General features: G+C 70.7%; 24 protein-coding genes and 1 tRNA gene. 11 read left to right on the forward strand and 14 right to left on the reverse strand.

The annotated features are described in order from the left end of the window. Nucleotides 1-8: 8 nt before the first annotated feature. Nucleotides 9-206, forward strand: coding sequence for a hypothetical protein (locus ACIRSS_RS19350; RefSeq protein ID WP_400896558.1), 198 nt, complete (start codon nucleotides 9-11; stop codon nucleotides 204-206). Here the strand turns inward: ACIRSS_RS19350 and ACIRSS_RS19355 are convergent. Beyond that, nucleotides 196-642: a nitroreductase family deazaflavin-dependent oxidoreductase gene (locus ACIRSS_RS19355; RefSeq protein WP_400896560.1), complete on the reverse strand. Its 447-nt coding sequence runs from the start codon at nucleotides 640-642 to the stop codon at nucleotides 196-198. The genes ACIRSS_RS19350 and ACIRSS_RS19355 overlap by 11 nt on opposite strands. Before the next feature lie 127 nt (nucleotides 643-769). Between ACIRSS_RS19355 and ACIRSS_RS19360 the strand changes: the two genes are divergently transcribed. Both ACIRSS_RS19360 and ACIRSS_RS19365 read left to right on the forward strand, forming a co-directional pair. Beyond that, nucleotides 770-1,441, forward strand: coding sequence for a TetR/AcrR family transcriptional regulator (locus tag ACIRSS_RS19360; RefSeq protein WP_400896562.1), 672 nt, complete (start codon nucleotides 770-772; stop codon nucleotides 1,439-1,441). A gap of 38 nt (nucleotides 1,442-1,479) precedes the next feature. After that, on the forward strand, nucleotides 1,480-3,000 hold the full coding sequence (locus tag ACIRSS_RS19365; RefSeq protein ID WP_400896564.1) for a 3-hydroxyacyl-CoA dehydrogenase: 1,521 nt from the start codon (nucleotides 1,480-1,482) through the stop codon (nucleotides 2,998-3,000). On the opposite strand, the gene ACIRSS_RS19370 is transcribed toward ACIRSS_RS19365, so the two are convergent. The 3 genes from ACIRSS_RS19370 to ACIRSS_RS19380 all read right to left on the reverse strand — a co-directional run bounded on the left by ACIRSS_RS19370 (nucleotide 2,990) and on the right by ACIRSS_RS19380 (nucleotide 7,241). Further along, nucleotides 2,990-3,517: a L,D-transpeptidase gene (locus ACIRSS_RS19370; RefSeq protein ID WP_400896566.1), complete on the reverse strand. Its 528-nt coding sequence runs from the start codon at nucleotides 3,515-3,517 to the stop codon at nucleotides 2,990-2,992. The genes ACIRSS_RS19365 and ACIRSS_RS19370 overlap by 11 nt on opposite strands. Before the next feature lie 139 nt (nucleotides 3,518-3,656). Next, nucleotides 3,657-6,485, reverse strand: a complete 2,829-nt coding sequence (locus ACIRSS_RS19375) for a PQQ-dependent sugar dehydrogenase (protein ID WP_400896568.1) — start codon at nucleotides 6,483-6,485, stop codon at nucleotides 3,657-3,659. A gap of 111 nt (nucleotides 6,486-6,596) precedes the next feature. Next, a complete protein-coding gene (locus tag ACIRSS_RS19380; protein ID WP_400896570.1) occupies nucleotides 6,597-7,241 on the reverse strand; it encodes a L,D-transpeptidase in 645 nt (214 codons plus the stop codon). Nucleotides 7,242-7,457: 216 nt separating this feature from the next. On the opposite strand from ACIRSS_RS19380, the gene ACIRSS_RS19385 reads away from it, so the two are divergent. After that, a complete protein-coding gene (locus ACIRSS_RS19385; RefSeq protein ID WP_400896572.1) occupies nucleotides 7,458-7,967 on the forward strand; it encodes a hypothetical protein in 510 nt (169 codons plus the stop codon). Here the strand turns inward: ACIRSS_RS19385 and ACIRSS_RS19390 are convergent. Together ACIRSS_RS19390 and ACIRSS_RS19395 are read right to left on the reverse strand one after the other, a co-directional pair. Further along, nucleotides 7,957-8,847 (reverse strand): serine/threonine-protein kinase, encoded by an 891-nt coding sequence (locus ACIRSS_RS19390; protein ID WP_372671672.1) that lies wholly within the window; start codon nucleotides 8,845-8,847, stop codon nucleotides 7,957-7,959. The two genes, ACIRSS_RS19385 and ACIRSS_RS19390, sit on opposite strands and share 11 nt — an antisense overlap. Nucleotides 8,848-8,855: 8 nt before the next feature. Next, the gene (locus ACIRSS_RS19395; protein WP_400896574.1) at nucleotides 8,856-10,547 is read right to left on the reverse strand and encodes a class I SAM-dependent DNA methyltransferase; all 1,692 of its coding nucleotides are present in this window, start codon (nucleotides 10,545-10,547) and stop codon (nucleotides 8,856-8,858) included. A gap of 78 nt (nucleotides 10,548-10,625) precedes the next feature. Between ACIRSS_RS19395 and ACIRSS_RS19400 the strand changes: the two genes are divergently transcribed. The 6 genes from ACIRSS_RS19400 to ACIRSS_RS19425 all read left to right on the forward strand — a co-directional run bounded on the left by ACIRSS_RS19400 (nucleotide 10,626) and on the right by ACIRSS_RS19425 (nucleotide 15,659). Continuing rightward, nucleotides 10,626-11,369, forward strand: coding sequence for a PP2C family protein-serine/threonine phosphatase (locus ACIRSS_RS19400; protein WP_400896576.1), 744 nt, complete (start codon nucleotides 10,626-10,628; stop codon nucleotides 11,367-11,369). Between the two features lie 44 nt (nucleotides 11,370-11,413). After that, a tRNA-Ser gene (locus ACIRSS_RS19405) sits at nucleotides 11,414-11,498 on the forward strand. Between the two features lie 486 nt (nucleotides 11,499-11,984). Beyond that, nucleotides 11,985-12,245, forward strand: a complete 261-nt coding sequence (locus ACIRSS_RS19410) for a hypothetical protein (protein WP_086677306.1) — start codon at nucleotides 11,985-11,987, stop codon at nucleotides 12,243-12,245. 4 nt (nucleotides 12,246-12,249) lie between these two features. Beyond that, complete coding sequence (locus tag ACIRSS_RS19415; RefSeq protein WP_086677304.1) at nucleotides 12,250-12,495, forward strand: hypothetical protein; 246 nt, start codon at nucleotides 12,250-12,252, stop codon at nucleotides 12,493-12,495. A gap of 33 nt (nucleotides 12,496-12,528) precedes the next feature. After that, on the forward strand, nucleotides 12,529-15,258 hold the full coding sequence (locus tag ACIRSS_RS19420) for an FtsK/SpoIIIE domain-containing protein (RefSeq protein ID WP_400896578.1): 2,730 nt from the start codon (nucleotides 12,529-12,531) through the stop codon (nucleotides 15,256-15,258). Further along, entirely contained in the window at nucleotides 15,255-15,659 is a 405-nt protein-coding gene (locus ACIRSS_RS19425) for a hypothetical protein (RefSeq protein ID WP_400896580.1), read from the forward strand. Before ACIRSS_RS19420 ends, ACIRSS_RS19425 begins: the two co-directional genes overlap by 4 nt. On the opposite strand, the gene ACIRSS_RS19430 is transcribed toward ACIRSS_RS19425, so the two are convergent. From ACIRSS_RS19430 to ACIRSS_RS19455, 6 genes are all read right to left on the reverse strand, one after another. Beyond that, complete coding sequence (locus ACIRSS_RS19430; protein ID WP_400896582.1) at nucleotides 15,656-16,021, reverse strand: YbaB/EbfC family DNA-binding protein; 366 nt, start codon at nucleotides 16,019-16,021, stop codon at nucleotides 15,656-15,658. The two genes, ACIRSS_RS19425 and ACIRSS_RS19430, sit on opposite strands and share 4 nt — an antisense overlap. Continuing rightward, nucleotides 16,018-16,314: a hypothetical protein gene (locus ACIRSS_RS19435; protein WP_400896584.1), complete on the reverse strand. Its 297-nt coding sequence runs from the start codon at nucleotides 16,312-16,314 to the stop codon at nucleotides 16,018-16,020. The genes ACIRSS_RS19430 and ACIRSS_RS19435 overlap by 4 nt, the downstream gene beginning before the upstream one ends. Further along, on the reverse strand, nucleotides 16,311-16,886 hold the full coding sequence (locus ACIRSS_RS19440; RefSeq protein ID WP_400896586.1) for a hypothetical protein: 576 nt from the start codon (nucleotides 16,884-16,886) through the stop codon (nucleotides 16,311-16,313). Before ACIRSS_RS19440 ends, ACIRSS_RS19435 begins: the two co-directional genes overlap by 4 nt. After that, nucleotides 16,886-18,085 (reverse strand): putative T7SS-secreted protein, encoded by a 1,200-nt coding sequence (locus tag ACIRSS_RS19445; protein WP_400896588.1) that lies wholly within the window; start codon nucleotides 18,083-18,085, stop codon nucleotides 16,886-16,888. Before ACIRSS_RS19445 ends, ACIRSS_RS19440 begins: the two co-directional genes overlap by 1 nt. Continuing rightward, nucleotides 18,082-18,534, reverse strand: a complete 453-nt coding sequence (locus tag ACIRSS_RS19450) for a hypothetical protein (RefSeq protein WP_400896590.1) — start codon at nucleotides 18,532-18,534, stop codon at nucleotides 18,082-18,084. Before ACIRSS_RS19450 ends, ACIRSS_RS19445 begins: the two co-directional genes overlap by 4 nt. A 135-nt stretch (nucleotides 18,535-18,669) precedes the next feature. Further along, complete coding sequence (locus ACIRSS_RS19455; protein WP_400896592.1) at nucleotides 18,670-21,147, reverse strand: endonuclease/exonuclease/phosphatase family protein; 2,478 nt, start codon at nucleotides 21,145-21,147, stop codon at nucleotides 18,670-18,672. 126 nt (nucleotides 21,148-21,273) lie between these two features. Here ACIRSS_RS19455 and ACIRSS_RS19460 point away from each other — a divergent pair, with 126 nt between their 5' ends. Then, nucleotides 21,274-22,212, forward strand: a complete 939-nt coding sequence (locus ACIRSS_RS19460; RefSeq protein WP_400896594.1) for a CapA family protein — start codon at nucleotides 21,274-21,276, stop codon at nucleotides 22,210-22,212. Nucleotides 22,213-22,505: 293 nt separating this feature from the next. Here the strand turns inward: ACIRSS_RS19460 and ACIRSS_RS19465 are convergent, their stop codons facing one another. Beyond that, nucleotides 22,506-22,952 (reverse strand): limonene-1,2-epoxide hydrolase family protein, encoded by a 447-nt coding sequence (locus ACIRSS_RS19465; protein WP_400896596.1) that lies wholly within the window; start codon nucleotides 22,950-22,952, stop codon nucleotides 22,506-22,508. A gap of 16 nt (nucleotides 22,953-22,968) precedes the next feature. Further along, complete coding sequence (locus ACIRSS_RS19470; protein WP_400896598.1) at nucleotides 22,969-23,889, reverse strand: TauD/TfdA dioxygenase family protein; 921 nt, start codon at nucleotides 23,887-23,889, stop codon at nucleotides 22,969-22,971. Nucleotides 23,890-24,136: the final 247 nt, after the last annotated feature.

Below are 24,136 nucleotides of genomic sequence, written 5' to 3' on the forward strand. Positions count from 1 at the left end.
CTGGCCCGATGAGGCGGTGGATCACCCTCGCGGTCGGGGTCGTGCTCGTGCTGGTCGGCGCCGTCTGGGTGCTGCAGGGCATCGGCGTGATCACCGGCAGCTTCATGACCGGCCAGAAGCTGTGGTTCCTGATCGGGCTGGCGGCGTTCCTCGTCGGCGTGGTCTTGGTCGCGGCCAACCTGACGCGGCGCAAACCTACTTCGTGAAGATCTCGAAGATCGGGTAGCCCGGCGCGATCTCGCGCAGCTTCTCGTCCGACGCCTTCGCGTCGACGCCGTCGAAGAACACGCCGACCTCGAACTTCCAGCGCTTGAGGTACGCGCGGAGGATGCCCGGCTTCTCGTCGTCGGCCAGCTCGCGGAAGGTGAACTCCTCGACGCGCTTCCCGACGCAAAGCGTGCCTCCGCCGGCGACGCGCAGGTTGCGCACCCACTGCGTCTCGCCACGCGGGGCGACGAGGTAGCGGACGCCGTCGACGGTCAGCAGGTTGACCGGCACCGACCGCGGCTCGCCGCTCTTGCGCCCGACGACGGTCAGCACCCGGCTGCCCCAGACGCTCACGCCCAGGTTCGTCAGCTTGGCGACGACCTCGTTGAACGCGTTGGTGGCCTTCTTCGGCTCGATGTAGCGGGCGGCGGTCATGGTGTCCTCCGGAAGTTTGGGAGAGCAGTGCTCTCGGTTAAGAGCAGTGAACACCCGAGCGCCGCTCTCTGTCAAGAGCACCGCTCTCTATTTTGTGCGCCGCTCTCGTCGTGGCACACTGATCCCCATGACCGCGACCCGGACCGCGCGCGAACGAGCCCGCGCCGAACTCACCCAGGAGATCAAGGACGAGGCCCGCCGCCAGCTCGCCGACGTCGGCGCGCACGGGCTTTCGCTGCGCGCGGTGGCGCGGGAGCTGGGCATGGTGTCGTCCGCGCTGTACCGGTACTTCCCCAGCCGCGACCGGCTGCTGACCGACCTGATCGTCGACGCCTACAACGCGATCGGCGAAGCCGCCGAGAAGGCGGACCCCGGCCAGGGCGCACCCCGCGACCGGTGGCTGGCGATCTGGCAGGGAACGCGCGACTGGGCGCGCGCGCACCCCCACGAGTACGCGCTGATCTACGGCTCGCCGATCCCCGGGTACGCGGCGCCGCAGGACACCGTCGTGCCGGCCGCCCGCGTCGCGCTCGCCCTGGTCAAGGTGCTCACGCACACCGAGCTGCGGAACATAGACGGTGAGGTCCCGCCCGAGCTGCGCACCCAGGCGGAGGTGCTCACGAAGACCCTCGGGATCGTCGCCGGCCCCGAGACCGTGGCCCGGCTGCTGATGGCGTGGACCCAGCTGTTCGGCGCGATCAGCTTCGACCTGTTCGGCCAGTACGTCGGCAGCGTCGACCCGGCCGACGCGTTCTTCGCCCACTCGGCGAAGCGGATGGCGGAGTTCGTCGGCCTCTAGGCTGGGGCGGGAGTCCAACGGCGGAAGGCGGGCGTGACGTGACGGGGTGGGCCGGGAAGGTCGGCAGGATCCGGGTGATCGGCACCGGGGTGATGGGCCGCGGGATCGTCCAGCTGGCCGCGACCGCGGGGGTGACCGTCGAGCTGGCCGACGTCCGCCGCGAGGCCGTCGCCGAGGCGGTCGAGCACGTCGGCGCGATGGTGGACAAGCTGGCCGCCAAGGGCAAGCTCGACGACCCGGCCGCGGTGCGCGCGCGGCTCGTGCCGGTGGACGCGCCCGACGCGCCCGCGGACGGCGTCGACGTCGTCATCGAGGCCGTGCGGGAGGACCTGGCGACCAAGCGGGCCCTGTTCGCCGGCCTCGAGCGCGTCTGTCCACAAGAGACGATCTTCGCGACGAACACCAGCTCGCTGTCGGTCACCGAGATCGCGGCCGAGCTCGCCGACCCCGGGCGCCTTATCGGCCTGCACTTCTTCAACCCGGTGCCGCTGATGCGCCTGGTCGAGGTGGTTCCGGGCGCGCGCACGCGCGACTGGCTGCCCGGCGAGGCGCTCGAGCTGGTCCGGAGCTGGGGCCACGAACCGGTGCTGGCCAAGGACGCGCCGGGCTTCCTGGTCAACCACGCCGGCCGCGGCCTGAACACCGAGGCGCTGCAGATCCTCGCCGAGGCGCTGGCCGAGCCCGCCGACGTCGACCGCGTCGCGCGGGAAACGCTCGGCCTGAAGCTCGGGCCGTTCGAACTGCTCGACCTGACCGGCCTCGACGTGTCCCACGCCGTGCTGGAAAGCATCTGGAGCGGGTTCCACGGCGACCCCCGCCTGCGCCCGTCGTGGCTGACCCGCCCGCGGGTCGCCGCCGGGTTGTTCGGGCGCAAGAACGGTTCGGGCTTCTACGACTACGCCGACGGGAAGCAGCAGCTCGCCGACGAGCCGGCCGCGCCGCCGAAGCCGACGAGCCCGGTGTTCACGGCGGACGAGCACCTCGCCCGCGTGCTGTCCGCGGCCGGCGTGCAGGTGGTGTCGGACGCTTACCCGGACACGGTCCTGCTCGTCCCGCTCTACGGCGAGTCCACAGTGGACGCGGGCACCCGCGCCGGGTTGCGGCTGGACCGCGTCGCGGGCGTCGATCCCCTGGGCGGCTACGAAAGGCGCCTGACGATGTCCGTCCACCCGGGACTCGACCCGGCGGCGGGGCGCGCGGCGTGGGGCGCACTGGCGGCGACGGGCCGGCCGGTGACGGTGGTCCGCGACGGCCCGGCCCCGATCGCCCAGCGGCTCCTGGCCTCGATCGTCAACACGGCGTGCTTCATCGCGGGCCAGCACCTGGCGACGCCGGCGGACATCGACACGGCGGTCCGGCTCGGCCTCGGCTACCCGCGCGGCCCGCTGGAGTGGGGCGACCTGGTGGGCGGCGACATCGTGCTGCGCATCCTGCGCGGCCTGGCCGCGAGCACCGGGGACCCGCGGTACCGGCCGAGCCCGTGGCTCACCGAGCGCGTCGCGCTCGGGCTGCCGCTGACGTCGGCCGGCACCACGCCGGCGGACCTGGTCAACGGATGACCTGAACCTCGTCACCCTTGTCCAGCGAGGAGAAGAACTTCAGCGACGCCCCGGCCGAGAGGTGCACGCAGCCGTTGGAGTACTTGCCCAGGCTGCCCTCGTGGAACGCGACGCCGTTGTAGAAGAACACGGAGTTCGGCATCGGCGCGTTGTCGAACTCGCGGCTCAGGTGCAGCTTTTCCTTGTAGAGCACGTGCCACGTGCCCACCGGAGTGGTGCTGCCCTTCTTGCCGGGCATGATCTTCACCGGGCCGTAGACGATCTTGCCCTCGTCGAGCAGCCAGGCCTGCTTGCCGGAAAGCGAAACGCAGGCCTTCGCGGTGATCGTGCACGGAACGCCGGGCGCCATCGTCGGAACCGGCGCCGGCGACGTCGTGGCGGGGTGCGAAGTGGACGGAGCCGCGGACGGCGTTCCGGCCGCCAGCCGGACGTCGGCGGTCTGCCCCGCCGAGCAGGCGGTCAGGACCGCCGCGACGACCAAAGTGGACAGACCGGCCAGCGCGCGCCGAATGCGCATGTGTTCCCCCAGAAATCCGTGGTTCCCGTTCTCTGCCACCAAGACGCGCGACCGGCGGCGAGGTTCCACGGAAACGGCTCAGGCCGCCCCCGGAGGTCCGGAGACGGCCTGAGCCTCGTTCAGCTGCCGCGGGAACCCGTCACCAAGGACGGTCGACCGCTCCCGTCTGCGGCGTGTAGGTGATGTAACCGCCCTGGAAGTCGCTGCGGTACACCCCGCCCGTCACGTACTCGTCCGTCGTCGGGTAGCGCAGGTATGACCGCTCCCAGCCCAGCGCCGCCCAGCGCTTGCGGATCTCGCCCTTCACCGCGTGCGCGCCGGTGGCGTTCGTGAAGTAGATCGAGTGGCCGAGGCTGAAGTGGTTGAACCGGCCGATGCCGTCCGGCGTGCCGTCCTCGTCGTTCGTCGGGTAGCCGAGACCGCGCTCGTACCCGAGCGCCGCCCACTTCTTCCGGATCTCGCCGTAGATCGCGTGCGCGCCCGTCGAAGGCGTGTAGTAGATCGAACCGACGTTGTTGCCCTTGAGGAAGTGGTTGAAGCGGCCGATGCCGTCAGGTGTCCCGTCTTCGTCGTTCGTCGGGTAGCCCAGCAGCGCGCCGTAGCCGAGCGCCGCCCACTTCTTCCGGATCTCACCGTAGATCGCGTGCGCGCCAGTCGCGGCGGTGTAGTAGATCGACCCCACGTTGCCGTTGAGGACGAAGTTGCTGAACTGCGCACCGTCCGTCGTGGGGGCGGTGTCGCTCGTCGGCAGGCCGAGCTTGGTGGGCCCGCCGACGGCGAGGTACTTGTCCAGCACCGGGCCGGTCAGGTACTTCGCTCCGGTGTCGGCACCCCAGTACATGCGGCCGTTGGCGTAGGTCCGGTAGTGGATCGCGCCGTCGGTGACCTCGGCCGCCGTCGGCGCCCCGAGCGTCGCGCGCAACGCCGCGTCGGCGTTGTAGCGCTGGTCGATCGGGGTGTCGTAGTTCGCCGTCAGCGTCAGGTCGCTCGTGCCGACCGTGACGACCCACGTGGTGTCCGTGGGACCGCCCTGCCAGCCGGTGAACTTCGAGACGCCGTCGGTGCCCAGCGGCGAGGCCTCGACGTCGAAGCTGGCGCCCTCGGTCACCAGCGCGGTGTTGACGCCGCCCTCGACCGGGATGCTCAGCGCCGCGGGCTGCGTGCTGAGCAGGGTGATCCGGTGCTGGCGCGGCCGGGCCACGTACGTCTTCGACGTGGTGACACCCGCGCTGTCAGTCACCGACGCGGTGAACTCCATCCGGGAGTCCGGGTGCTCGGTGAACGGCTGCGAGAAGCTCGCCCCGGTGCCGCCGGCGCCGGGGTGCGCGTGGCAGGTCGCCTCGCTCGGGCAGTGCCGGACCGCGCTGGTCCAGCTGACCGTGAGCGGCCCGTCCTCGGTGTCGGTCGCCGTCGCGCTCAGGCCGACCTGCTGGTTGACCGCGAACGTCGCGGTGTCGCCGGGCGTGGTCAGCGTGAGCTGTGGGGTGTGGTTGCCGGGCGCGACCTTGATGTCGGTCGTGCCGGTGAGCCCCAGCGGATCGCGGACCGTCAGCTTCGCGGTGAACGACTCGGTGCCGGCCGCGTACTGGTGGCTGGTGGTGGGCCCGGCGTCGGCCGCCGTGGTCCCGTCTCCGAAGTCCCAGTCGTACTTCAGCAGGTCGTTGTCGTAGTCGACCGACGTCGAGCCGTCGAAGGACACCGTGCGGGTGTCCGGGTCGGTCGTCGTCGTGGCCCTGGCGACCGGCGCGGTGTTGCCCGCCGAGTAGCTCAGCCGGCGCAGGTTGCCGCTGAGGATGTCGGCGAAGACGATGTCGCCGTTGGGCGCCGCCGCGAACTTGACCGGGCCGCCGATGCCGGTGAAGACCGGCGGGTTCTCCGGGGCCTGCGTGAGCTTGCCCTGGTCGTCGTAGCGCAGGGTCCAGATCTTCTGGCCGACGTAGTCACCGAAGAAGTACGAGCCGCGGTAGGACGCCGGGTAGCTGGATCCGTTGTAGACGATCCCGCCGGTGACGCTGTTGCCCTGCATGGGGCCGGTACCGTGCTGGTACTCGTAGAGCGGCGCCTGGTTCGGCACGCCGGCGCAGCCCGCGAGGGTGCTGTAGCCGGAGGTCGCGTGGTTGCCTTCCCAGCACGGCCAGCCCTGGTTGGACCCGCGCTGGACGACGTCGACCTCTTCCCAGGTGTTCCAGCCGACGTCACCCACGACTGGCAGGCCGGAGTTCTGGTCGATGGTCATCCGGAACGGGTTGCGGAACCCGCGTGCGAAGACCTTGCTGGCGGTCGACGCCGGGTTGGCCGCGTCGTAGTACGGGTTGCCCGGCACGCCCTTGCCGTCGGCGGCCAGGTGGAAGATCTTGCCGTACGGCTGGTTGATGTCCTGCGAACGCAGCGAGCCCGCGTCCACCTTCGTGAAGTCGCCGTTGTCCCCGATGGACAGCCACAGCGTGCCGTCGGCGGCGGGGATGATGCCGTTGATGCCGTGGACTTCGGAGATGCCCGGCACCTCGAACAGCGTCTGCTCGCCGGCCAGCGACGCGGGCGCCCCGGCCGCGTCCAGGCCCACGGTGAACTTCGAAAGCCGCATGACGAAGCCGGTTCCGACGTTCAGCGAGCGCGTGGTGTAGATCGTGTGCGACGTCGCGTAGTCCGGTGCGACGGCCAGCCCGACCAGCCCGATGTCACTGATCTCGCGGGTCGGCAGCGTCGCGATGGTCCGCGGTGCCCCGCTCGTCGGGACCCACTGGACGCGGCCGTTCTTCGCCGTGGCGAGGACGGACTGGTCCGGCAGGTACGCGAAGTCGGTGAGCTGGTACTGCCCCGTGCCGGTGGCGGTGTCCTGCAGGACGAATCCCGCCGGCAGCGTGGTCGCCGCTGCCGCTTCCCCAGTGGACACGACGGGCAGAAGCGCGCCGGTCAGCACCGCCGCCACGAAGGCGTGGCGTAGTGCTCTGAGCTTTCCCAAGGCCATTTGGCCCCCCTTCCCAAGCGATCACTTATCGCCTGAACAGGGGGGCCAGTTGCACTCGGCTGAGTGAATTTACCTTACTGTGATCTACTGTCCGTAACTGTCCGGAACCGGTTACGGAACGACCTGGACGACATCACCGATGTGCAAGGTGTTGAAGAACTTCAGGGACGCGCCCGCCGACAGGTGGATGCAGCCGTGCGAGTAGACCGAGAGGCTGCCGGTGTGGAAGGCGTCGCCCGGGTAGAAGAAGACCGAGTTCGGCATCGGCGCGTTGTCGAACTCCTTCGACAGGTGCACCTTCTCCTTCGACAGCACGTGGAACGTGCCGGTCGGGGTCGCGTACCCCTTGCGGCCCGGCAGCATCGGCACCGGCCCGTAGACGACCTTGCCGCCCTGCAGGATCCACGCCTTGTGCGCGGAGAGGTCGACGCAGGCGGCGGTCCCGGCCGAAGCCGCGGCGGCCGCGCACGGAACGCCGGGGTCACTCGCCGGAGCGGCCGGCTTGGGCTTCGGCTTCGGCTTCGCGCTGGTGGTCGGCGCCGGCTTGGTGGTGGACGGCGTCGGAGTCGGGGTGGCACTGGTCGTCGTCGTGGTGGGGGCGGCGCTGCTGCTCGACGTGGTCGGCGTCCCACCCCCGGTCCCGGCCGCGGCGACGGCCCCGCCCCCGGCGTTCGGCGTCGCCGCCCCACCCCCGGAGCACGCGGCCAGCACGAACGCGGTGGCCAGCGCGGCCGCTCCCGCCAAAAGCCTCTTCACGATCCGTAACCCCCAGTTGTTCGATCATCGCTTGTGGACACCCGTAAAGACGGGGGTCACCCGGTCGAGGTTCGTCCGGAAAGGTCACGATTTGGGCAGAAGCGCCTCAACCCCTGGGTTGACCTCCGGATCAACCCAGCCCCGATCCCCACGCCGACGAAACCCGCCCGCCGTTCGCCGAAGCTGGAGGCACCTCGCCAACCAAGGAGCCCCGAAATGCCCAGCGCCGCGAACGTCCTGCTCTACGTGGCCATCGTCGCCTACGTCCTCTACCGGGTCGTCTACAGGCAGGTCCGCGGCACGCTGCTCGACCGCCGGACACTGACGGTCATGCCGCTGGTCCTGGTCGCCGTCGGGGGCTACCTCTGCGCGAAAGCGCTCCCCGGCGCCTCGGCCGCCGAACTCGGGCTGCTCGCCGTCGACCTCGTCGTGCTCGCCGGGCTCGGCGTCCTGCGCAGCACCACCACCACGCTCACCGAGCGCGACGGCACGACCTTCCAGAAGGGCTCGGCCATCACCGTCGGGCTGTGGGTACTCACGATCGGTGTGCGGGTCGGGCTCGTCGCGCTGGGCACCGCGCTCGGCATCGCCGGGCCGCTGACCTCCGCGTCGATCGCGCTCACCATCGGCGTCAGCATCGCCGTGCAGAACGCCACGACCTACTACCGCGTCCAGCAGCGCGGCCTGCCGCTCGCCGACCGGCGGCCGGCGGCGCTCAGCCGCTGACGCGCCCCAGCATCCGCGCGTACATCCGGCCCGGGCTCGGCACCGAAGGCGGCACCAGGAACCCCGGCAGCGGCGGCAGCGCGCCGACGAACGCGCCCAGCCGCTCGTACAGCACGGCCGCGCCCGGCGGCCGGGCTTCCGGGTCCTTCGCCAGCATCTCGGCGAGCAACGCGTTGAGCGGCTTCGGCACCCCGGGCACCGGCGGCGGGAGCTCCTTGACCTGCCGCTCGAACACGGCGTACGCGGTGGGCCCGTCGAAGAGCCGCCGCCCGGTGAGCATCTCGTGCAGCACACAGCCCAGCGCGTAGAGGTCGCTGCGCGGTTCCGCGCCGCCGCGCTGGATCTGCTCCGGCGCCATGTACGACGGCGTCCCCAGCAGCTGGCCGGCGCGCGTGAACTGCGCGGCGTCCGCTTCGCGCAGCACCGCGAGCCCGAAGTCCATCACCTTGACCCCGCCGTCGGGCCCGAGCATCAGGTTGGACGGCTTGAGATCCCGGTGGCACACCGCGAGCGCGTGCGCGGCGGCCAGCACCGCGCACGCCTGCGCCGCGATCGCCGCGGCCCACGCCACCGGCAGCGGCCCGTGCTCGGCGAGCAGATCGGCCACCGTCACACCGTCGACGAACTGCATGACCTGGAACAACCGGTCGTCGTGGGTGCCGTAGTCGTACAACGTCGGTACGCCGGGGTGGTCGAGCGTCGCCAAGATCCGCGCTTCGCGGGCGAAGCGGGCTTCGAGCTCCTCGTCGCGACCCGGCAGCCTGAGCAGCTTGATCGCCACGCGCCGGCCGAGCCTGCGGTCGTGCCCGCCGTGCACCGCGCCCATCCCGCCGCGGCCGAGCGGCAGCTCGTCGAGCTCGTAGCGGTCGGCGATCAGCATCCGTTCCCCTAACGGCCCGGCCTGAGCCGTCCCTCGACAAGTCCAGCGAAGCCTAGCCGGACCAGCTCGCGGCCCGTTTCCGCCGTCTGGCGCAGGACGGTGTCGAACTCGGCCAGGCGCCGGAAGACCTCGCCGTACTCGCGCTGGACGTCGATCGCCACGCGCGGGATCCGCACGCGCCTGCCGTCGATCCGCGTCGACGCCGACGCGGCGGGCAGGTCGGCCGCGCGCAGGCAGCCGGCCAGGAAGTCCGCGTCCAGCCGGTTCGCGTCGACGCGGTACACGGTGAGGCCGGCCCCCACCGGCGCCGACACTCCACTGTGGACGTACGCGATCCCGGTCACGGACGCGACGACGTCGCCATCTTCGGCGATCGGGTGCTCGCCGTCGGTGCGAGCGGCGTGCTTGACCTCGACGACGCCGGACTTGACCAGTTCGCCGATCGTCGTGAACGCCGGTTCGCCGTCGGCCGCTTCTAGCGGCGGCAGCCGAGGCGCCAGTTCGGCGAACCTGCCGTGCACCACCTGGAAAGCCTGGCCGAGGTCCTCGTCGCGGCCGCGGCGCCGGGACGGCGTGAGGTCGACGTCGTCGTCGAGGAGGTCGATGATCCGGACGCCGGATTCGGGACGCTCGAAGAACTCCCGCCACAGTTCGTCCACTGTGGACAGATCGTCGCCCGCCTCGGCTAGTAGCACGGTGGACGGCGGGCGCTGCCCGGGCACCGGCCGCCGCAGCAGCCAGAGGTCGGGCCCCGCCGACGTCAGCGTGACGACCGCGCGGACCGCGCCCGCGCGCAGCAGGTTGCCGCGGATGCGTTTGCCGCTGCGCCGCCCGGCCGCCGCGCCCGGCATCAGGATCGCCACCGTCCCACCGGGTTCGACGTGCGCGAGGCAGTGCTGCACCCAGGCGAGCTCGGGTTCGCCCCGCGGCGGCAGGCCGTACTCCCAGCGCGCGTCGCCGACGAGCTCGTCGTGCCCCCAGGCCCGCTCGTTGAACGGCGGATCGCACAACACGGCTTCGGCGGTCCGGCCCGCGAAAGCGTCTTCGCGCAACGCGTCGACCGCGTGAACCTCGGCTTCGATGCCGCGCAACCGCAGCCGCATCGTCGCGATCGAGGCCGTCATCGGGTCGCTGTCCTGGGCCAGCACGGTTTTCGCGCCGCTCGCCAGCGCGAGCGCGCCGAAGCCGCAGGCGGGGTCGAGGATCGTCGACACCGGACCGGCGAGCCGGGCCATCAGCTCGGCGACCGGCTCCGGCGTGGCCGACAACCGCCGCGAATGCGCCTCGAAGTACCGGCGGCACAACAGTTCGAAGGACTCGAGCGGGCCCGCCCGGTGCGTCATCTCGCTGAGCAGGGTGATCAGCTCGGGGTCGTCGAGCCGGCTGTCGAACGTGTCGAGGACGCCCGCCTGGAAGGCGAAGAAGACGCCGGCGCGGCTCACGCGCTCGGCCAGGTCGAGGTCGTCGCCCAGCGCGCGCAGGCGCTGCCACGCGCGTTCGCCGGCGGACAGCTCGAACTTCTTGCCGCGGGCGCGGAACCAGCCGGCGACCGCGGACAGGCCGAACAACGGGCTGGACGCCGTGCCGCCGACCGGCGGCGGGAAGTCCGGGTAGCGACGGCGCCAGTTGCTCACGGCGGCCCGGCCGACCCCGGCGAGCCGCGCGATGTCGGCCGCGCTGACCGTGGCGTCGTCGTCCATGGCGGGCACTCTATCGGAGGGTGCTCCATTCAGCCGAGTTGCTTGTGAACTCAGTCAACCAATGCTTTCATGGGTGGCATGACACACGATCGGTACGTCCTCCGGTACGCCGCGGGGTCGGACGTGGGCAGGCGCCGCAAGGTCAACGAGGACTCGCTGTACGCGAGTTCCCGCCTGCTCGCCGTCGCCGACGGCATCGGCGGCCAGCCGCACGGCGAAGTCGCCAGCGCGACCGCGGTCGACGTGCTGCGCGAGCTCGACGTCGACCTCCGGAGAATGGACCTCGCGGACGTCGACCTGGCGGCGACGCTGACCGGCGTGGTCAAGTCGATCGACGAGCGACTGGCGGAGGTCGCGTCCAACGAGCCGACGACCGAAGGCATGGGCACCACGCTGACGGCGCTGATGTTCGACGGCGCCGAGTTCGCCGCGGCCCACATCGGCGACTCCCGCGGCTACCTGCTGCGCAAGGGCGACCTGCGCCGGCTGACCCGCGACCACACACTGGTGCAGGCGCTGGTCGAGGACGGCCGGGTCGCGGCCGAAGACGCGGCGACCCACCCGCGACGCTCGCTGCTGATGAAAGCGTTGCAGACGACCGGGTCCAGCCAGCCCGACATCTGGACGTTCAAGGCGAAGCCGGGCGACCGGTACTTGCTGTGTTCGGACGGCCTGAGCGGCCCGGTCACCGAAGCGACCATGCGCGACGTCCTGGACTCGATCCCCGACCCGGCGGACGTCATCCCGGAGCTGATCCGCCTGGCCAACGAAGGCGGCGGCCCGGACAACATCACCTGCGTGGTGGCCGACGTCACGAGCTGACCCACCTGCACGGGAGAGCGGAGCCATCCGGTATCGTCTCCCGCGGAGGATTGGCCGAGCGGCCTAAGGCGCACGCTTGGAAAGCGTGTTGGGTTCACGCCCTCGCAGGTTCGAATCCTGTATCCTCCGCCGTTGAACAGTCGAGACGCCGGGCCACGCGCCCGGCGTTTCGTCGTTCCGGGGCGAACCGCCTAGTGCCGTGCCGCCGGTCGGAGCAAGCCACCGGCCAGAAGGTGAAATGTCTTCGACAGACTGACGGACAAATTCGTGCGTCCACAGGGAGTTACCGGCGGGGCTGATCGCAGCCCGCTGCTCCGGTCGCGCTAGTCTCACCCCGAACCAAGCCCGACGCTTCCAGAAAGGCCAGCAGTGGCACGAAAACCGCTCTGACCTGCGACAGCGCTGGCCAACGACGTTTCGCGCGCGGTTGTGGTGCCGGGCCACCCCCAGCACACACCGTGATCGGTCTGGCCCCGGACGTTCCCACGTCCGGGGCCTTGTCGATTCAGCAATCGCGATCACTCCGCACAATCAGATGATCACGCTCAGTCGTTGGATCTGTTTCAATGGAAGTCCCCCTCTCAACCACCCCGATTCCGAGGAGTATGAGGCCCGATGGCCGGAGTCGAAGAGATCCGCGCTGGCATCGCTCTCGCCAACGAAAAGGCGTCCGCGAGCATCGCCGCTCTGCAACAAGCAGCGCAGTCTCTCGAAGAAGCGCAGCAGTCGCTGTCGCAGGCGACCCAAGGCAGCAGCCAGCACGAAGTGAGCCAGGCCCACGGTCTGCTCGCGGAAGCCCTGCAGGGCATCAACGGTCTGCAGAGCACCGTCCAAGCGAGCATTTCCTCCGCCGACTCCTACTCGGCGCGTCTCTAGCGGGATGACGCTCGCCGAACTCCACCAGCTGCTCACCGCTGTCGTCACCGGGCTCGCCGACGCGCGAGCCCACTCCGAGCGCGCCACCAGCCTGCTCGGGGAAGCGCGACAGGCTCTCGTGGACGCCCAGGCCAAGGCCGATCCCTGGCTCCCTTCGCAGTACGCACAGGCCGGCGAGGGGCTGGACCAGCTCCTCGGCCGCCTGGCCTCCGCGGAAGATCTGGTGAGCGGATACCGGTCGCGTTTGTAATCCTTGCAGGGGACACCGTTTTTGGGGACGCCGATGGCCAACAGGGCAGCCGAACAACGCAACCGCGTCGAAACCGCGCTCGACCGGGTACGCCACCAGATCGGACTGGTGCTGGGCGCGGCGGCCGGTGCGCGCCAAGCCGCGGAGGCCGACCTCGCGAAGCTCGAGCTGGAACGCGCCATCGTCAAGGTGGGCATGAACCACGCCACCACCGAGCAGCAGAACGAGTGGTCCCGGCACCCGGCGGCGCACGAAGTCTTCGGCGCGCTCGGGAGTGCGCGAAGCGCTTTCTACACCGACTGGAGCCAAGGTCCGTCGATGCTGCGCGAGCTCGTCTCGCAGAACGCGCCGGGCCCGGCCGGGCTGCCGCCGGGCGAGTGGCTCGGGCGCGTCGGCCACAACGCCGGCCTCACCTCGCCCGGCCTGTGGCGCGTCGGATCCGCGACGGCCGCGGGCAGTGACGCCACCCGTACGTTCGACGTCGCCGTGCCGCTCCTCGACGAGTCGCACCTGGCGATCACGTCGGCGCCGAAGACGCGGCCCACCATCGACGGTATTGTGCAGAACCTGCTGCTCCGCGTGCTTTCGACGTTCGAAGCCGGCGCGGTGCGCGTGCACCTGTGGGACATCGGGCAGCTGACCGCGATCCTGCCCGACCTCTACCCGCTCAGCCGCACGAGCGCGCTTTCGCTGTACGACCCGGGCCGGCTCGAGGACCTCCTCGACGAGCTGGCCGGGCACATCCGCCGCATCCACGCCAGCTGCATGTCCGCCGGGTACACGTCGTTGCGGGAAATGCGGCAGAAGACCGGGCAGCGGAGCGAGCCGTACCGCGTCGTCGTGCTGTACGGCAACGGCGAAACCCTCGAACCGGAACGCGCCCGCGACCTCAAGCGCGTCGCGAGCGGCGCGCTGGCTGCCGGGATCTGCCTGATCATGGTCGACGTGCCGACGGCGGTGAGCGCGCCCGTCGAGACGCTGAGCCTCATCGACGACCGGCACGCGATCAGCAGCATGACCGGGACCGACCTGACCGTCGCGCTCGACCCGCCGCTGCCGTCGGGACAGGTGATCCGCGCCGTCTCCAAGATCGCGGAGGCGCTGATCGCCAAGCAGGGCGGGCCACGGTCGTTCGACGATCTGCTCCCGGCCGAGATCGGGCACGAAAGCTCCGCGCGGGAACTCCGGGCGCCGGTCGGGTTCTTCGAGGGCGAGCCGGTCGAGGTCGTCATCGGCGACGCGAGCCCGCACGCCCTGATCGGCGGACCGTCCGGTTCGGGCAAGACGAACTTCCTGTACGCGCTGCTCGGCAGCCTCGCGGCGCGGTACACCCCGGACGAGCTGGCGCTGTACCTGCTGGACTTCAAGGAAGGCGTCTCGTTCGCCGGGCTGGCGCCGGGGCGCAAGGACGCGAGCTGGCTGCCGCACGCGCGGCTCGTCGGCGTCAACGTCAACACCGACCGCGAGTTCGGCCTGGCGCTGCTGCGGTTCCTGGCCGACGAGCTGCGGCGCCGGTCCGCGGCCGCGAAGGAGCACGAGGTCACCAACCTCGCCGACCTGCGCGAAGCCGACCCGGGCGGGCACTGGCCGCGGATCGTCGCGGTGATCGACGAGTTCCAGTACCTGTTCGCGGGCCGCGACCAGGTGACGGCGGCGGCGACCCAGCTGCTGGAGGACATCGCGCGGCGTGGCCGGTCGCAGGGCATCCACCTGGTGCTGGCCAGCCAGGACGTCGCCGGCATCGAGGCGTTCTGGGGCAAGCCGGCGGTGTTCGAGCAGTGCACGCTGCGCATCGCGATGCCGAAGGCGCGGCGCGTGCTGGCCGAGACGAACAACGCGGCGGTGTCGGCGCCGAAGTGGCACGCGGTGATCAACCACGACTCCGGCGTCGCGCACGGCAACCAGCTGGCGCACATCCCGGACGCGAGCAGCAAGAACGTCTTCGTCCGGCTGCAGCACCGGCTGTGGGAGGCGTACGCGGGGTACTTCCCGCGGCCGCGCCTGTTCGACGGCGCGCATTCGCCGGTGCTGGAACAGTTCCCGGCGTACCTCGACCTCAAGACGAACTCGAAGCCGCGGGCGCTGCTCGGCCAGTCGATCGACGTGACCGAGACGGCGTGCGGGGTGGACCTGCCGCGGGCGCCGGGCCGCAACGTCGCGGTGCTCGGGTCGGCGACGGCGGAAGCACTGTCCATCATGGACTCGGCGGCGCGCTCGCTGTCCCGGCAGTACGAACCCGGCGAGGTCGAGTTCCTGCTGAGCTGCCCGATCGAGGCGTGCGCCCCGGCCGCGCTGGAGCTGACCGAGCGCCTGCGCGCGGACGGCCACGCGGCGACGCTGGTCGACGACCTGACCGGCGTGCTCGAGTCGATGACGGGCTCGATGTCGGGCGGCGCGAAGATCCTGCTCCTGTACGGCGTCGACGCGGCCCTGCCGGCGTTGGAGACGAAGGCCGTGGGGCAGCTGAAGAGCGGCCTCGACCACCTGCGTGTGGTGCTGAAACAGGGGCCGGGGCACGGCATCCACACGATCGGCTGGTGGCGCAGCATCGCCCGGCTGAAGGACACGCTCGGGTTCGCCGGCACCGACGACATCGGCACGTGGGCGGCGCTCGACGTCCAGGGCAACGAGCTTTCGCCGTTCGCGGCCGGCCAGGTGGTGCACTGGTCGCCGCGTCCGGGCCGCGCGTTGTTCTTCGACCGCACGACCCACGGCGCCCCCGAAGTGATCATCCCGTTCCAGCGCCCGGAGAACCTCCAGTGACCGACGACGGCGCCACCGCGGCCATGCGGTACAAGGAAATCATCGCCCTGTCCCGCGGCTCGGCGGAGAACCTGCGCGACTGGGAACTCCAGCGCGCGGAGGCGCTGGAAGCGGAGATCGAGGAAGCCCAGGCCGCGATCGAGGCGGCGACCGAACGCGAGCGGCGAGCGGCCGAGCGCGCGACGCGCTGGTGGAAGATGGCGCTGCACAACATCCAGGGCCTGCTGTGGCTGGACCCGGGCGACGAGCCCCACCCGATCGCGACGGCCCGCCCGGCGTACCTGGAGCGGTACCTCGAGGAGGTCAAGCCCAGTTACCAGGAGCTGGTGCAGGCGGTACTCGCGTTGGGCTGGCGCGCCAAGCGGGCGGCGTCGAAGCGGGGAGACCAGCCGCCGGCCTAGAGGTCGTAGACGGTGTCATAGGGCTCGTCGTCGGCCGGGGCCGGTTTGCGTTGGGGCTGCGGTGGTTGCCGCTGCGGGACCGGCGCCGGCTTGACCCCGGCGGCCACGGCTTCCCGGACGGCGGCGGTGATGGTCCGGCTCAGCGTGACGGCGTCGAACCGCATGGCCTCGGGCGCGAGCCGCACCTCGCTGACGACACCCCCGGGCCCGGCGAGGACCGTGACGGACCGATCCGGCGAGACGACGGTTGTGTGGCCGCTCCCCGCGATGCCGGCCAGGAGACGCTGGTTTTCGGCCTTGCGGTCTTCGATCTGCTTGAGCTGCCAACGCATTTCCTCGATCAGCTGCGCGTTGTCGCTCATGCGATCCTCCCCGGCTGGTGCGGCGTGTAGACGAACTCGTAGCACTTGAAGGACCGGTGGACGATCACGCTGTAGCCGCGGGTGCCCGCGACCCAGGCGAGATCTTGCTCGGCGAGACCGTTTTCGATCATGCGGAGATACACCTGGTTCCGGCCGTCCAGCTCCGCGGCCAGCCGCGCCATCTGCTTCTCCCGCGGTTTCGTCGAACGGACTATGCGGACGATGGTCATGGTCAGGCCGGTGGCGACCAAGCCGCCCATCGTGACCGCGCCGATCACATCGACGCCGGTCACGACAGGTCCTGACTGCGGAGGCTCCAGGCGACCTTCGCCGTCGCTTCGGCGATCGCCGGCCAGGCTTCCTCCGACTCCGCCACCGCCGTCAGGATCACCACCGACCGGCCGTCGGGGAGCGGGATCTGGTACTCCGCTTTGAGCTGGGGCCGCGCGTCCTGGCCGGGCAGGTGGAACTCGCCCCCGCTGATGGCGACGATCGCCGGTCCGATCGGAAGGCGCACCGGCTGCACGACCGCGCATTTGTGCCGGCTCCGGTACTGCTCGGCCAAGGCCGCCACGAGCGCCTCGCGGTTCCCCGGCGGGGTTTCCGGCCAGTGCGCCACGCCGAGCGTCAGGGTGGCGACGTCTCCCTGACGAGGACCGACGGCGAACTTGCCGAAGACGCGGATGCCGTTGGCCTGCATGGTGGGCACCAGGGCCATCAGGTAGCTGCCGAACTCCTCGACGGACTTCCCGGCCCCGGCCGCCGCGTTCTCGGCGACGGTCCACGCGTAACCGCGGTTCATCTTGTCGTCGGCGCCCACCGGCATCCCGGCGAACCCGGGCGGCAGATCGATCTGCAGAGGCATCAGTTCCACACCTCGTCTTCCGCCCGCGCACGACGCCGCTCCGGCGCGTTGTCGGCCTGCTCCCCGGCGTCCATGGCGTTCCAAGCCGCGACGCCCGCCCACGAGAGCCTCATCTCGACTACCTGCGCGGCGCTCTTCGGCACCCAGTAGTTGTTGAAGTCGCCGATCGGTCCCTCGAACTTCTTGCCCATGGCATCGGCGGCGAGTTCTCCGCCCGCTTGTTCCCCCAGCAATCCGTATCCGGCGAAGGTCATCGCCTTCGCCGCGGAATCCGGCACCATCGGGATCACGCCCACGAGCGACGTGGCCGCACCGAGAGCGTCGAACGCGAGGGTTTCGGGCGCTACGTCGGCACCCGCGAGTTTCGCCGTCGCGTGGCCCTCCAGTGCCATGACCCCCAGGCCGGTGGCTATCCCGCTCACGATCATGCCGGCTGGATCGGGGACCGCGTCGCTGACGATCCCGAGCATGTTGCCGAGGTCACCGACCACGTCGGAGACCTTCGAGATCACCTCGGCGTGGTCCTGGACGAAGTCCCAAGCCTGGTCCACCCCATCGGCGAGGGTGTTCGACAAGTCGACAAGTGCCCCGCCGACGGCGTCGCTCAGCTTGTCGAGGACGTCCGGCTCCTCCGGCGCCAGCTCCTTCGCCTTCCGCAGCGCCTCCGCGACCCGGCCCGCCGCCTCCGCGTGCTCCTGCTGGAGCTGCTTCGCCGCGTCCTGGACGTTCTGGCAGCCGTCGATCGCGGTCTGGAGCTGGTGGCCCGCGTTGTCCAGCAGCCGCTGGGCGATCTGCAATGACTGCTCGTCCGGGAACGTCCGGTTCGCCAGCCCCAGGTCCGGGTTCGCCCGCGCCGCTTCGGCCGCCTTCGCCGCCGCCTCGGCGCGGGCCTCCAGGTCCGCTGCCCGTTTCTGCAGGTCACCTAGGCCGTGGGACCACTTTTCGAGTGCGTCGGCCGCCGAGCCCATCGACCTCGCCGCGCCCTCGAGGTACTGCGGCAGCGGGCCGATGCGGCGGGCGAACGCCTCGCTCGCCTCGCCCTGCCAGATGCCCTGCTTCCGGACGATCTGCCGCAGCGCGTCATCGGCCTCCGTGAGGTCGGTGCTCACCGCGCGGTACTTGCCGGCCAGGTCGGCGACGCCGTCGAGGTCGCCCGGCGCGGGGTCGAAGCCCAGGGCCGGGAAGTCGCGGGTGCTCATCGGTCCAGTCCGTCCAGGAGGCCCGGGATGCCGCCCGTCGCGCCGCCGCCGACCATGCCGTCGTCGCCGAGCACGTCGCCGATCGGCTGTCCGACCCCCGGGTACGTCCCCCGCCGGCCGCCGGTCTGCCCGTCGTCGACGGGACCCAGCACTTCGGCGCCGAACTTCGACAACCCCTCGCCGAACTCCGCCTCGATCTGCTCGTACTTCGCCTTCGCCTGCTTCAGCCGCTCGGTGATGTCCGAAGCCGCGTCGCCGAGCCGCCCGATGCCGTACCCCCAGGCCTGCTCGAACTCGACGCCCGCCTGGCCCAAGCCGGCCGTGCCCAGCGAGCCGAACGCCCCGCCACCGCCCAGCTTCCGGTTGGCGTCGGCCATCCGGCCCGCCGCCGTGTCGAGGTCGCCGATGAGCTTGCCCAGCTCGTCGACCTTCACCGCATACCCGTCCACACACCCTCCCCTGTGGTCCGTCCGTGGTGAGACGGCCGTCCACGCTGCGTGGTTCCATAGTCACCCATTGGAGCAGGCACGGAAAAGGCCACCATCGGGGCAAAACGCCCGACGGTGGCCTTTCCGGGTATTGGCTTACGGGAAGTACTTGTCCAGCAGCTGCTCCAGGTAGTCGAGCAGGTCGTTGAGCCCGTCCTGGATCGCGTTCCCCGAGCCCGGCCGGAACCGGACCACCTGCGGGTCGTGGTCGCTGGCCTGGTCGGCGAACTCCGCGTTGATGTGGACGACGTCGTAGTCCACCCCGCGCGGCGCCGTCGACGCCAGGATGTGGTCCAGCACCTGCGACTGGCCCTCGAACACGTAGCTGTACCGCTCGGCTTCCGGCACCGACGCGATCAGGTCCTTCAGCGCGCCACCGGCGGTGAGCGTCTGGACCGCCGGCGAGAACGGGTAGTCGTTCAGGTCACCGGCCACGACGATGTTCGCGCTCTTGTCCGACGCCAGCAGGGAGTCGACGAACCCGCGCAGCACCGTCGCCTGCTTCGCCCGCTGCACCTCGGAACTGCGCACCGGCGGCTGGAAGCGGCCGTGCGTCGGCTGGTCGCCGCCCTTGGAGTTGAAGTGGTTGGCGATCACGAACACCGTGCGGCCCTTGAAGACGAACTCGCCGGCCAGCGGCTTGCGGCTGGACGTCCAGGCGTCGTTCGCCGGGTCGACGCGGCCCGGCGACGCCGTCAGGTGCGTCTTCCCGTGCTCGCGGACGACCCCGACCGGGGTCGTCGACGTCCCACCCGGACGGTCCACGAAGGACACCCGCGCCGGGTTGAACAGGAACGCCACGCGGATGTTGCCACCCGGCTGGCCGCCGTCCTGGTCGTTCACCGGGTCGATCGAGCGCCACTGGTAGCGCGGGCCTCCCTTGGCGACGATGGCGTCGGTGAACTTCTGCAGCGTCTGGTCCGCTGCGACGGTCCCGTCGTCGGTCGCGCCCGTGTTGTCCTGGATCTCTTCCAGGTTCACGATGTCCGGCGTCGCGAGGTGCGTCACGATCGCCTCGCCGAGCCGGTCGTACTTCGCCTGCGGGTCACTCGGCGCCAGGTTCTCGACGTTGTAGGTCGCGACGGCGAGCTCGCCCGAGCGCTGCTTGCGCGTGGTCTCGGCCTGCAGCCCGTTGTCCTTTTCGGTGCCCAGCACGCTGGCGAACAGCGTGTAGCCGCCGAAGTTGCTGTACTCGACCGGGCCCGAGGTGGTGCCGGTCAGCACGTCGCCGACGTTGAGCTTCGGGAACGGCCGCTGGTCGAACGGGATCAGCGACGAAACCTTCATGACGCCGCTGTTGAGCTGGTCGTAGCCCAGGTAGACGCTGCCGCCGCGGACCGACTCGTGCTGGTCCGGCTTGGACGTCACGTACAGCTCGTTGAACGAGTTCGACGGGCCGACGACCCGGGCGTCGCTGATCTGGACGATCTCGCTCTCGTGCGACTCCCAGAAGTCCAGCGCGTACTTGGTGGGCTCCAAAGTGAGCGGCTCGATGTTGCCGCCGGGCGACGGCGCGTACGTCGTCGGCACGGTGTCGGGGTTCAGCACGGTCGGCGCGGGCAGCGCGTTCCCGTGCGAGCCGACCGTCCACTGTGCACTGCTCAGCTCGGTGAGCGACTGGTAGTTCGACGTCGCCGGCGCGTCCGGGTAGAACTCGCGGACGGTGCCGGCCGCGGTCACCGCGTCGCCGACCGCGACGGCCGGGCTGGTCGAACCGGTGAACACGAACAGGCCCTCGCTGGTGCGCGGGTCGTTGTCGGGGTTCGGGTCGGTGAGCCAGAAGCCGCGCGAGGAGCCGAAGGTGCGGGTCGCCGTCACGACGCCGGTGACGTCGCTGACCTTCTTGTCCTTGAACGGCGAAATGCGCGTGGTGCCCTGGATCTCGTGGATCTTCGCCGGGGTTCCCGGGTCGCCGGGGGTGCCGCCGCCGGTCGTCTCGCCCTTGGTGTTCGTCGGGGTCGGGTCGCCGACGGTGAAGTCGGTGGCGTTGTCGTCGGTGTCGGCGAGCGACGCGGCGCGCGCGACGGACGTCGTGTTGGACGGCGCGGCCGTCGGGGCGCCTTCGCGCACGGTCGCCGCACCGAAGCCGACGAGGTCCTTGATCCGGGGCTCGGCGGCGCAGTCCGCAGCGGTCTTGCAGGTCAGCGCGGTGGTGCCGGAGACGAGGGCGATCGTGCCCGCGGTCGCGGACATCGCGATCGCGCCGGTCGCGTCCGGGGTGGGCAGCGCGACGGTGCCACCGCTGCCCTTGCCCTCGGCGACGAGGTAACGCCCACCGGGCGCGACGCTGCCGGCCAGCTGCGTCACCTGCCACGTGCTGGACGCGCTCGGCGAGCCGGACAGGTACTGGACGCTGAATCCGTCCACGCTCGCGGCCGCAGTACCGTGGTTGGCGAGCTCGACGAAGTCGTTGGTCAACGTGGCGCCGGAGTTGCCGCCACCGCCGTAGACCTCGGCGATCACCGCGTCGGCGCTCGGCGCGGCGAGCGCGGCCGGTGCGGCCACGCCACCGAGTACGAGGCCGGACGCGACGGCCGCGGTGAGCGCGGCCTTGCCTCTGTGGGTCTTGGTCACCCTGAGTCCCCTTTGTGCTTGAACAGTCGTGGCATAGTCCCCCGGGCAAGTGAGGAGGAGGAAGACAAAGATGCAACGATTCGTAACAACTACTTTCGTCGTCACTCGTTCGGCAGAGCAGGTTTCGTGATCACGCTGGTACTCGGCGGAGACGTCAATGTTCAGGGCCGCGCGACGCCGTCAACGGCGTTCGAGCGGCTGGAACCGCTGCTCAAGGGCGCCGACGTCCGGTTCGCGAACCTCGAAGGCCCCCTCGACGCGGCGATGGCCGAAGCGCTGACGTCGGGCGGCATCGACGTCGTCTCGTGCGCCAACGACCTCACGGTGCTGACCACCCTCCCGGTCCTCGACCACGCCGGGATCGCGCACTGCGGCGCGGGCCCGGACCTCGCCGCCGCGCACGCGCCCGCGGTGCTCGAACGGGCCGGGGAGCAGGTCGCCTTCCTCGCGTACACGTCACTTCGCCCCTACGGCTCGCATCTGGACTTTCCCGGCGTTGCGCAAGCGTTTGCGACCACGGCTTACCAGCCCGATCCGCGCGTCGCGGAGATCCCGGGCCGGCCGCCGCTGGTCCGCACGACACCCCTGCCCGAGCACCTCGACCGGCTCGTCGCCGACGTCAAGCAGGCCAAGGCCGCCCACGACCACGTCGTCGTCTCGATGCACTGGGGCCTGCCGGGCGCCGAACTGGCCGAGTACCAGGTCGCCTACGGCCGCGCGGCGATCGACGCGGGCGCCGACCTCGTCGCCGGGCACGGGCCGCACACGATCCAAGCCGTCGAGGTCTACCGTGGCCGTCCGATCCTCTACAGCCTCGGCAACCTCGTCTTCGACTGGCCGGCGATGCGCGGCCGCCACGTCGACGGGCTGCTGGCCGGCTGCATGTTCGGCGACGAACCCCGCCTCGAGCTGATCCCGGTGCGGCGCAACGCCGACAACGAGTGCGTACCGCTCGCGGGGGACGAAGCGGGCAAAGTCCTGCAGTACGTCGCGGATCTTTCGGCCCGGCGCTCGACGTCCGTCTCCATCCGGGACGGAATAGCATCGGTAAGCGTTGGCACATAACTGATCGCGTGCGAGCTGTTACAGGACGCGGTGCTCCTGTCACCCATCCGGCGCATCTGCCTTAAATGCTCCCTAAGACCGGGAACAACCCGCGTGAAGCGGCGGTACGGTCTGCGAGAGCCGCCGGAAAAGTGGCACAGACCACTCCTCGACAGCTCTCGACCAGCACGAACACGTGGGGGAGGGAGAACCATCATGTGGGGGCTGATTGTTCTCAGTTGCGTGTTCGTGCTGGTGCTGGGGATAGCCGCGGTCGTGGACCTTCGGGACCACGACCGCGGCGAACACCGGGTCTAGCGCACAGCCTGCTTCGCCTTGTAGCGGCCGAGAAGCGTCCGCGCACCGGCGAGCGCGACCCGCCCGGCGCCCTTCGCGCTCGCGGCCAGCACCGTCGTCCAGTCGAAGTAGTCGCGCCAGAGCACGATCCGGCCGGCTTCGACCTCGAACGTGCCGCACACCCAGAACTCCGCTTCCCACGCGCCGCGGCGCAGCACGTCGGTGCGTTCGGTGAGCACGACGTTGCCGTCCGAGGCGATGTGGTGCGTCCGCGCTTCGAACCCGGACCCGAAGCGGGCCATCAGACGCAGCTGCTTCTCGACCGCGGCGACGCCGCGGGCGGGCGGCAACGGCACGTTCTGGTACACGATGTCGCTCGCCGCGAACGTCAGCGCGCGGTCCACGTCGAGGTCTTCGAGGGCTTTCAGGAAACCGGTCACCACTGCCTGGGGTTCATCGGTCATGGCCCCAGGCTAAGGGTCAGAACGGCCGGTCGCCCGCGATGGCGACGCGCTCCGCGATCCGCACGTGCGGGTGGTAGTCGTTGACCGCGTAGTGCTGCGTGGCGCGGTTGTCCCAGAAGGCCACCGAATTCGGCCGCCAGCTGAACCGGACCTGGAACTCCGGCGTGTGGGCCTGCAGGAACAGGTACCGCAGCAGCCGGTCGCTCTCGTCGCGGTCCAGGCCGACGATGTGCGTGGTGAACGCCTGGTTGACGAACAGGGTGCGCCGCCCGGTCTCCGGGTGCGTCCGGACCACCGGGTGCTCGACCGGCGGGAACTCGTCCTGCCACTGCGCGAGCAGCGCGGGATCGGAGAACCGGTCGAAGCCGGGGAGGTAGTCGTGGACGGCGGTGAGCCCGTCGATGCGGGCGCGGACGTCTTCGGGCAGGTTGTCGTAGGCGGCGGCCATGTCGGCCCACAGCGTGTCGCCGCCGACGGGCGGCACCTCGATCAGCCGCAGCACCGAGCCGAGCGCCGGGTTGGGCCGCCAGGTGACGTCGACGTGCCAGATGTTCTCGTAGCCGGGCATGGCGGCGGTGCGCTCGAAGCGCGTGACGGCGTCGTCGTCACCCTTCGGGATGAACGGGTTGGTCTCCAGCTCACCCCAGTTCGCGGCGAACGCGCGCTGCTGCGCCGACGTGATGTCCTGGTCGCGGAAGAAGAGCACCTTCCACTCGAGCAGGGCGCGGTTGAGCTCCTCACGCAGCTCGGGCGTGAGCGGCTCGCGCAGGTCGACGCCGTCGATCTCCGCGCCGATCAGCCGGCCAAGCGGGCGGATTCGGAGGAGTTCGTACGGTTCGCTTCCGCTCCGGCGCAGGACGCGCGGGCCTTCGAGGAGGCCGTCCGGGGGTGTGACGGCTTCCCGCAGCTGGATGCGGGCAGGCAGGTCTACGGACATGGTTGTGCTCCAAGGGTTTTCGGGAGGGTTCGGACGCCGGGCTCGCGTCAGGCAGGGGGCGAGCCCAGGCGGCCGCGGCGCAGCAGGAGCTCCACGGTGCCTTCCCCGACCGACCGCTTGGAGGCGCGGCCGTGCCACCGGACAGGCGTGCTTTCCGAGGTGGCGGGCATGCGCTCATGGTGTTCTTCCTCCCGCCCTGCGGTCAAGACGTCCACTTGGTGGAACACGGTCAACGCCGCTGGTCACC

The organism is Amycolatopsis sp. NPDC101161, from assembly GCF_044768185.1.
Taxonomy (GTDB): domain Bacteria; phylum Actinomycetota; class Actinomycetes; order Mycobacteriales; family Pseudonocardiaceae; genus Amycolatopsis.

Excerpts from the sequence above, each read along its gene's own strand:
- ACIRSS_RS19350 (WP_400896558.1), top strand. The coding sequence starts at position 9 with ATGAGGCGGTGGATCACCCTCGCGGTCGGGGTCGTGCTCGTGCTGGTC.
- ACIRSS_RS19355 (WP_400896560.1), bottom strand. The coding sequence starts at position 642 with ATGACCGCCGCCCGCTACATCGAGCCGAAGAAGGCCACCAACGCGTTC.
- ACIRSS_RS19360 (WP_400896562.1), top strand. The coding sequence starts at position 770 with ATGACCGCGACCCGGACCGCGCGCGAACGAGCCCGCGCCGAACTCACC.
- ACIRSS_RS19370 (WP_400896566.1), bottom strand. The coding sequence starts at position 3,517 with ATGCGCATTCGGCGCGCGCTGGCCGGTCTGTCCACTTTGGTCGTCGCG.
- ACIRSS_RS19375 (WP_400896568.1), bottom strand. The coding sequence starts at position 6,485 with ATGGCCTTGGGAAAGCTCAGAGCACTACGCCACGCCTTCGTGGCGGCG.
- ACIRSS_RS19385 (WP_400896572.1), top strand. The coding sequence starts at position 7,458 with ATGCCCAGCGCCGCGAACGTCCTGCTCTACGTGGCCATCGTCGCCTAC.
- ACIRSS_RS19390 (WP_372671672.1), bottom strand. The coding sequence starts at position 8,847 with ATGCTGATCGCCGACCGCTACGAGCTCGACGAGCTGCCGCTCGGCCGC.
- ACIRSS_RS19395 (WP_400896574.1), bottom strand. The coding sequence starts at position 10,547 with ATGGACGACGACGCCACGGTCAGCGCGGCCGACATCGCGCGGCTCGCC.
- ACIRSS_RS19400 (WP_400896576.1), top strand. The coding sequence starts at position 10,626 with ATGACACACGATCGGTACGTCCTCCGGTACGCCGCGGGGTCGGACGTG.
- ACIRSS_RS19410 (WP_086677306.1), top strand. The coding sequence starts at position 11,985 with ATGGCCGGAGTCGAAGAGATCCGCGCTGGCATCGCTCTCGCCAACGAA.
- ACIRSS_RS19415 (WP_086677304.1), top strand. The coding sequence starts at position 12,250 with ATGACGCTCGCCGAACTCCACCAGCTGCTCACCGCTGTCGTCACCGGG.
- ACIRSS_RS19420 (WP_400896578.1), top strand. The coding sequence starts at position 12,529 with ATGGCCAACAGGGCAGCCGAACAACGCAACCGCGTCGAAACCGCGCTC.
- ACIRSS_RS19430 (WP_400896582.1), bottom strand. The coding sequence starts at position 16,021 with ATGAGCGACAACGCGCAGCTGATCGAGGAAATGCGTTGGCAGCTCAAG.
- ACIRSS_RS19440 (WP_400896586.1), bottom strand. The coding sequence starts at position 16,886 with ATGCCTCTGCAGATCGATCTGCCGCCCGGGTTCGCCGGGATGCCGGTG.
- ACIRSS_RS19445 (WP_400896588.1), bottom strand. The coding sequence starts at position 18,085 with ATGAGCACCCGCGACTTCCCGGCCCTGGGCTTCGACCCCGCGCCGGGC.
- ACIRSS_RS19465 (WP_400896596.1), bottom strand. The coding sequence starts at position 22,952 with ATGACCGATGAACCCCAGGCAGTGGTGACCGGTTTCCTGAAAGCCCTC.
- ACIRSS_RS19470 (WP_400896598.1), bottom strand. The coding sequence starts at position 23,889 with ATGTCCGTAGACCTGCCTGCCCGCATCCAGCTGCGGGAAGCCGTCACA.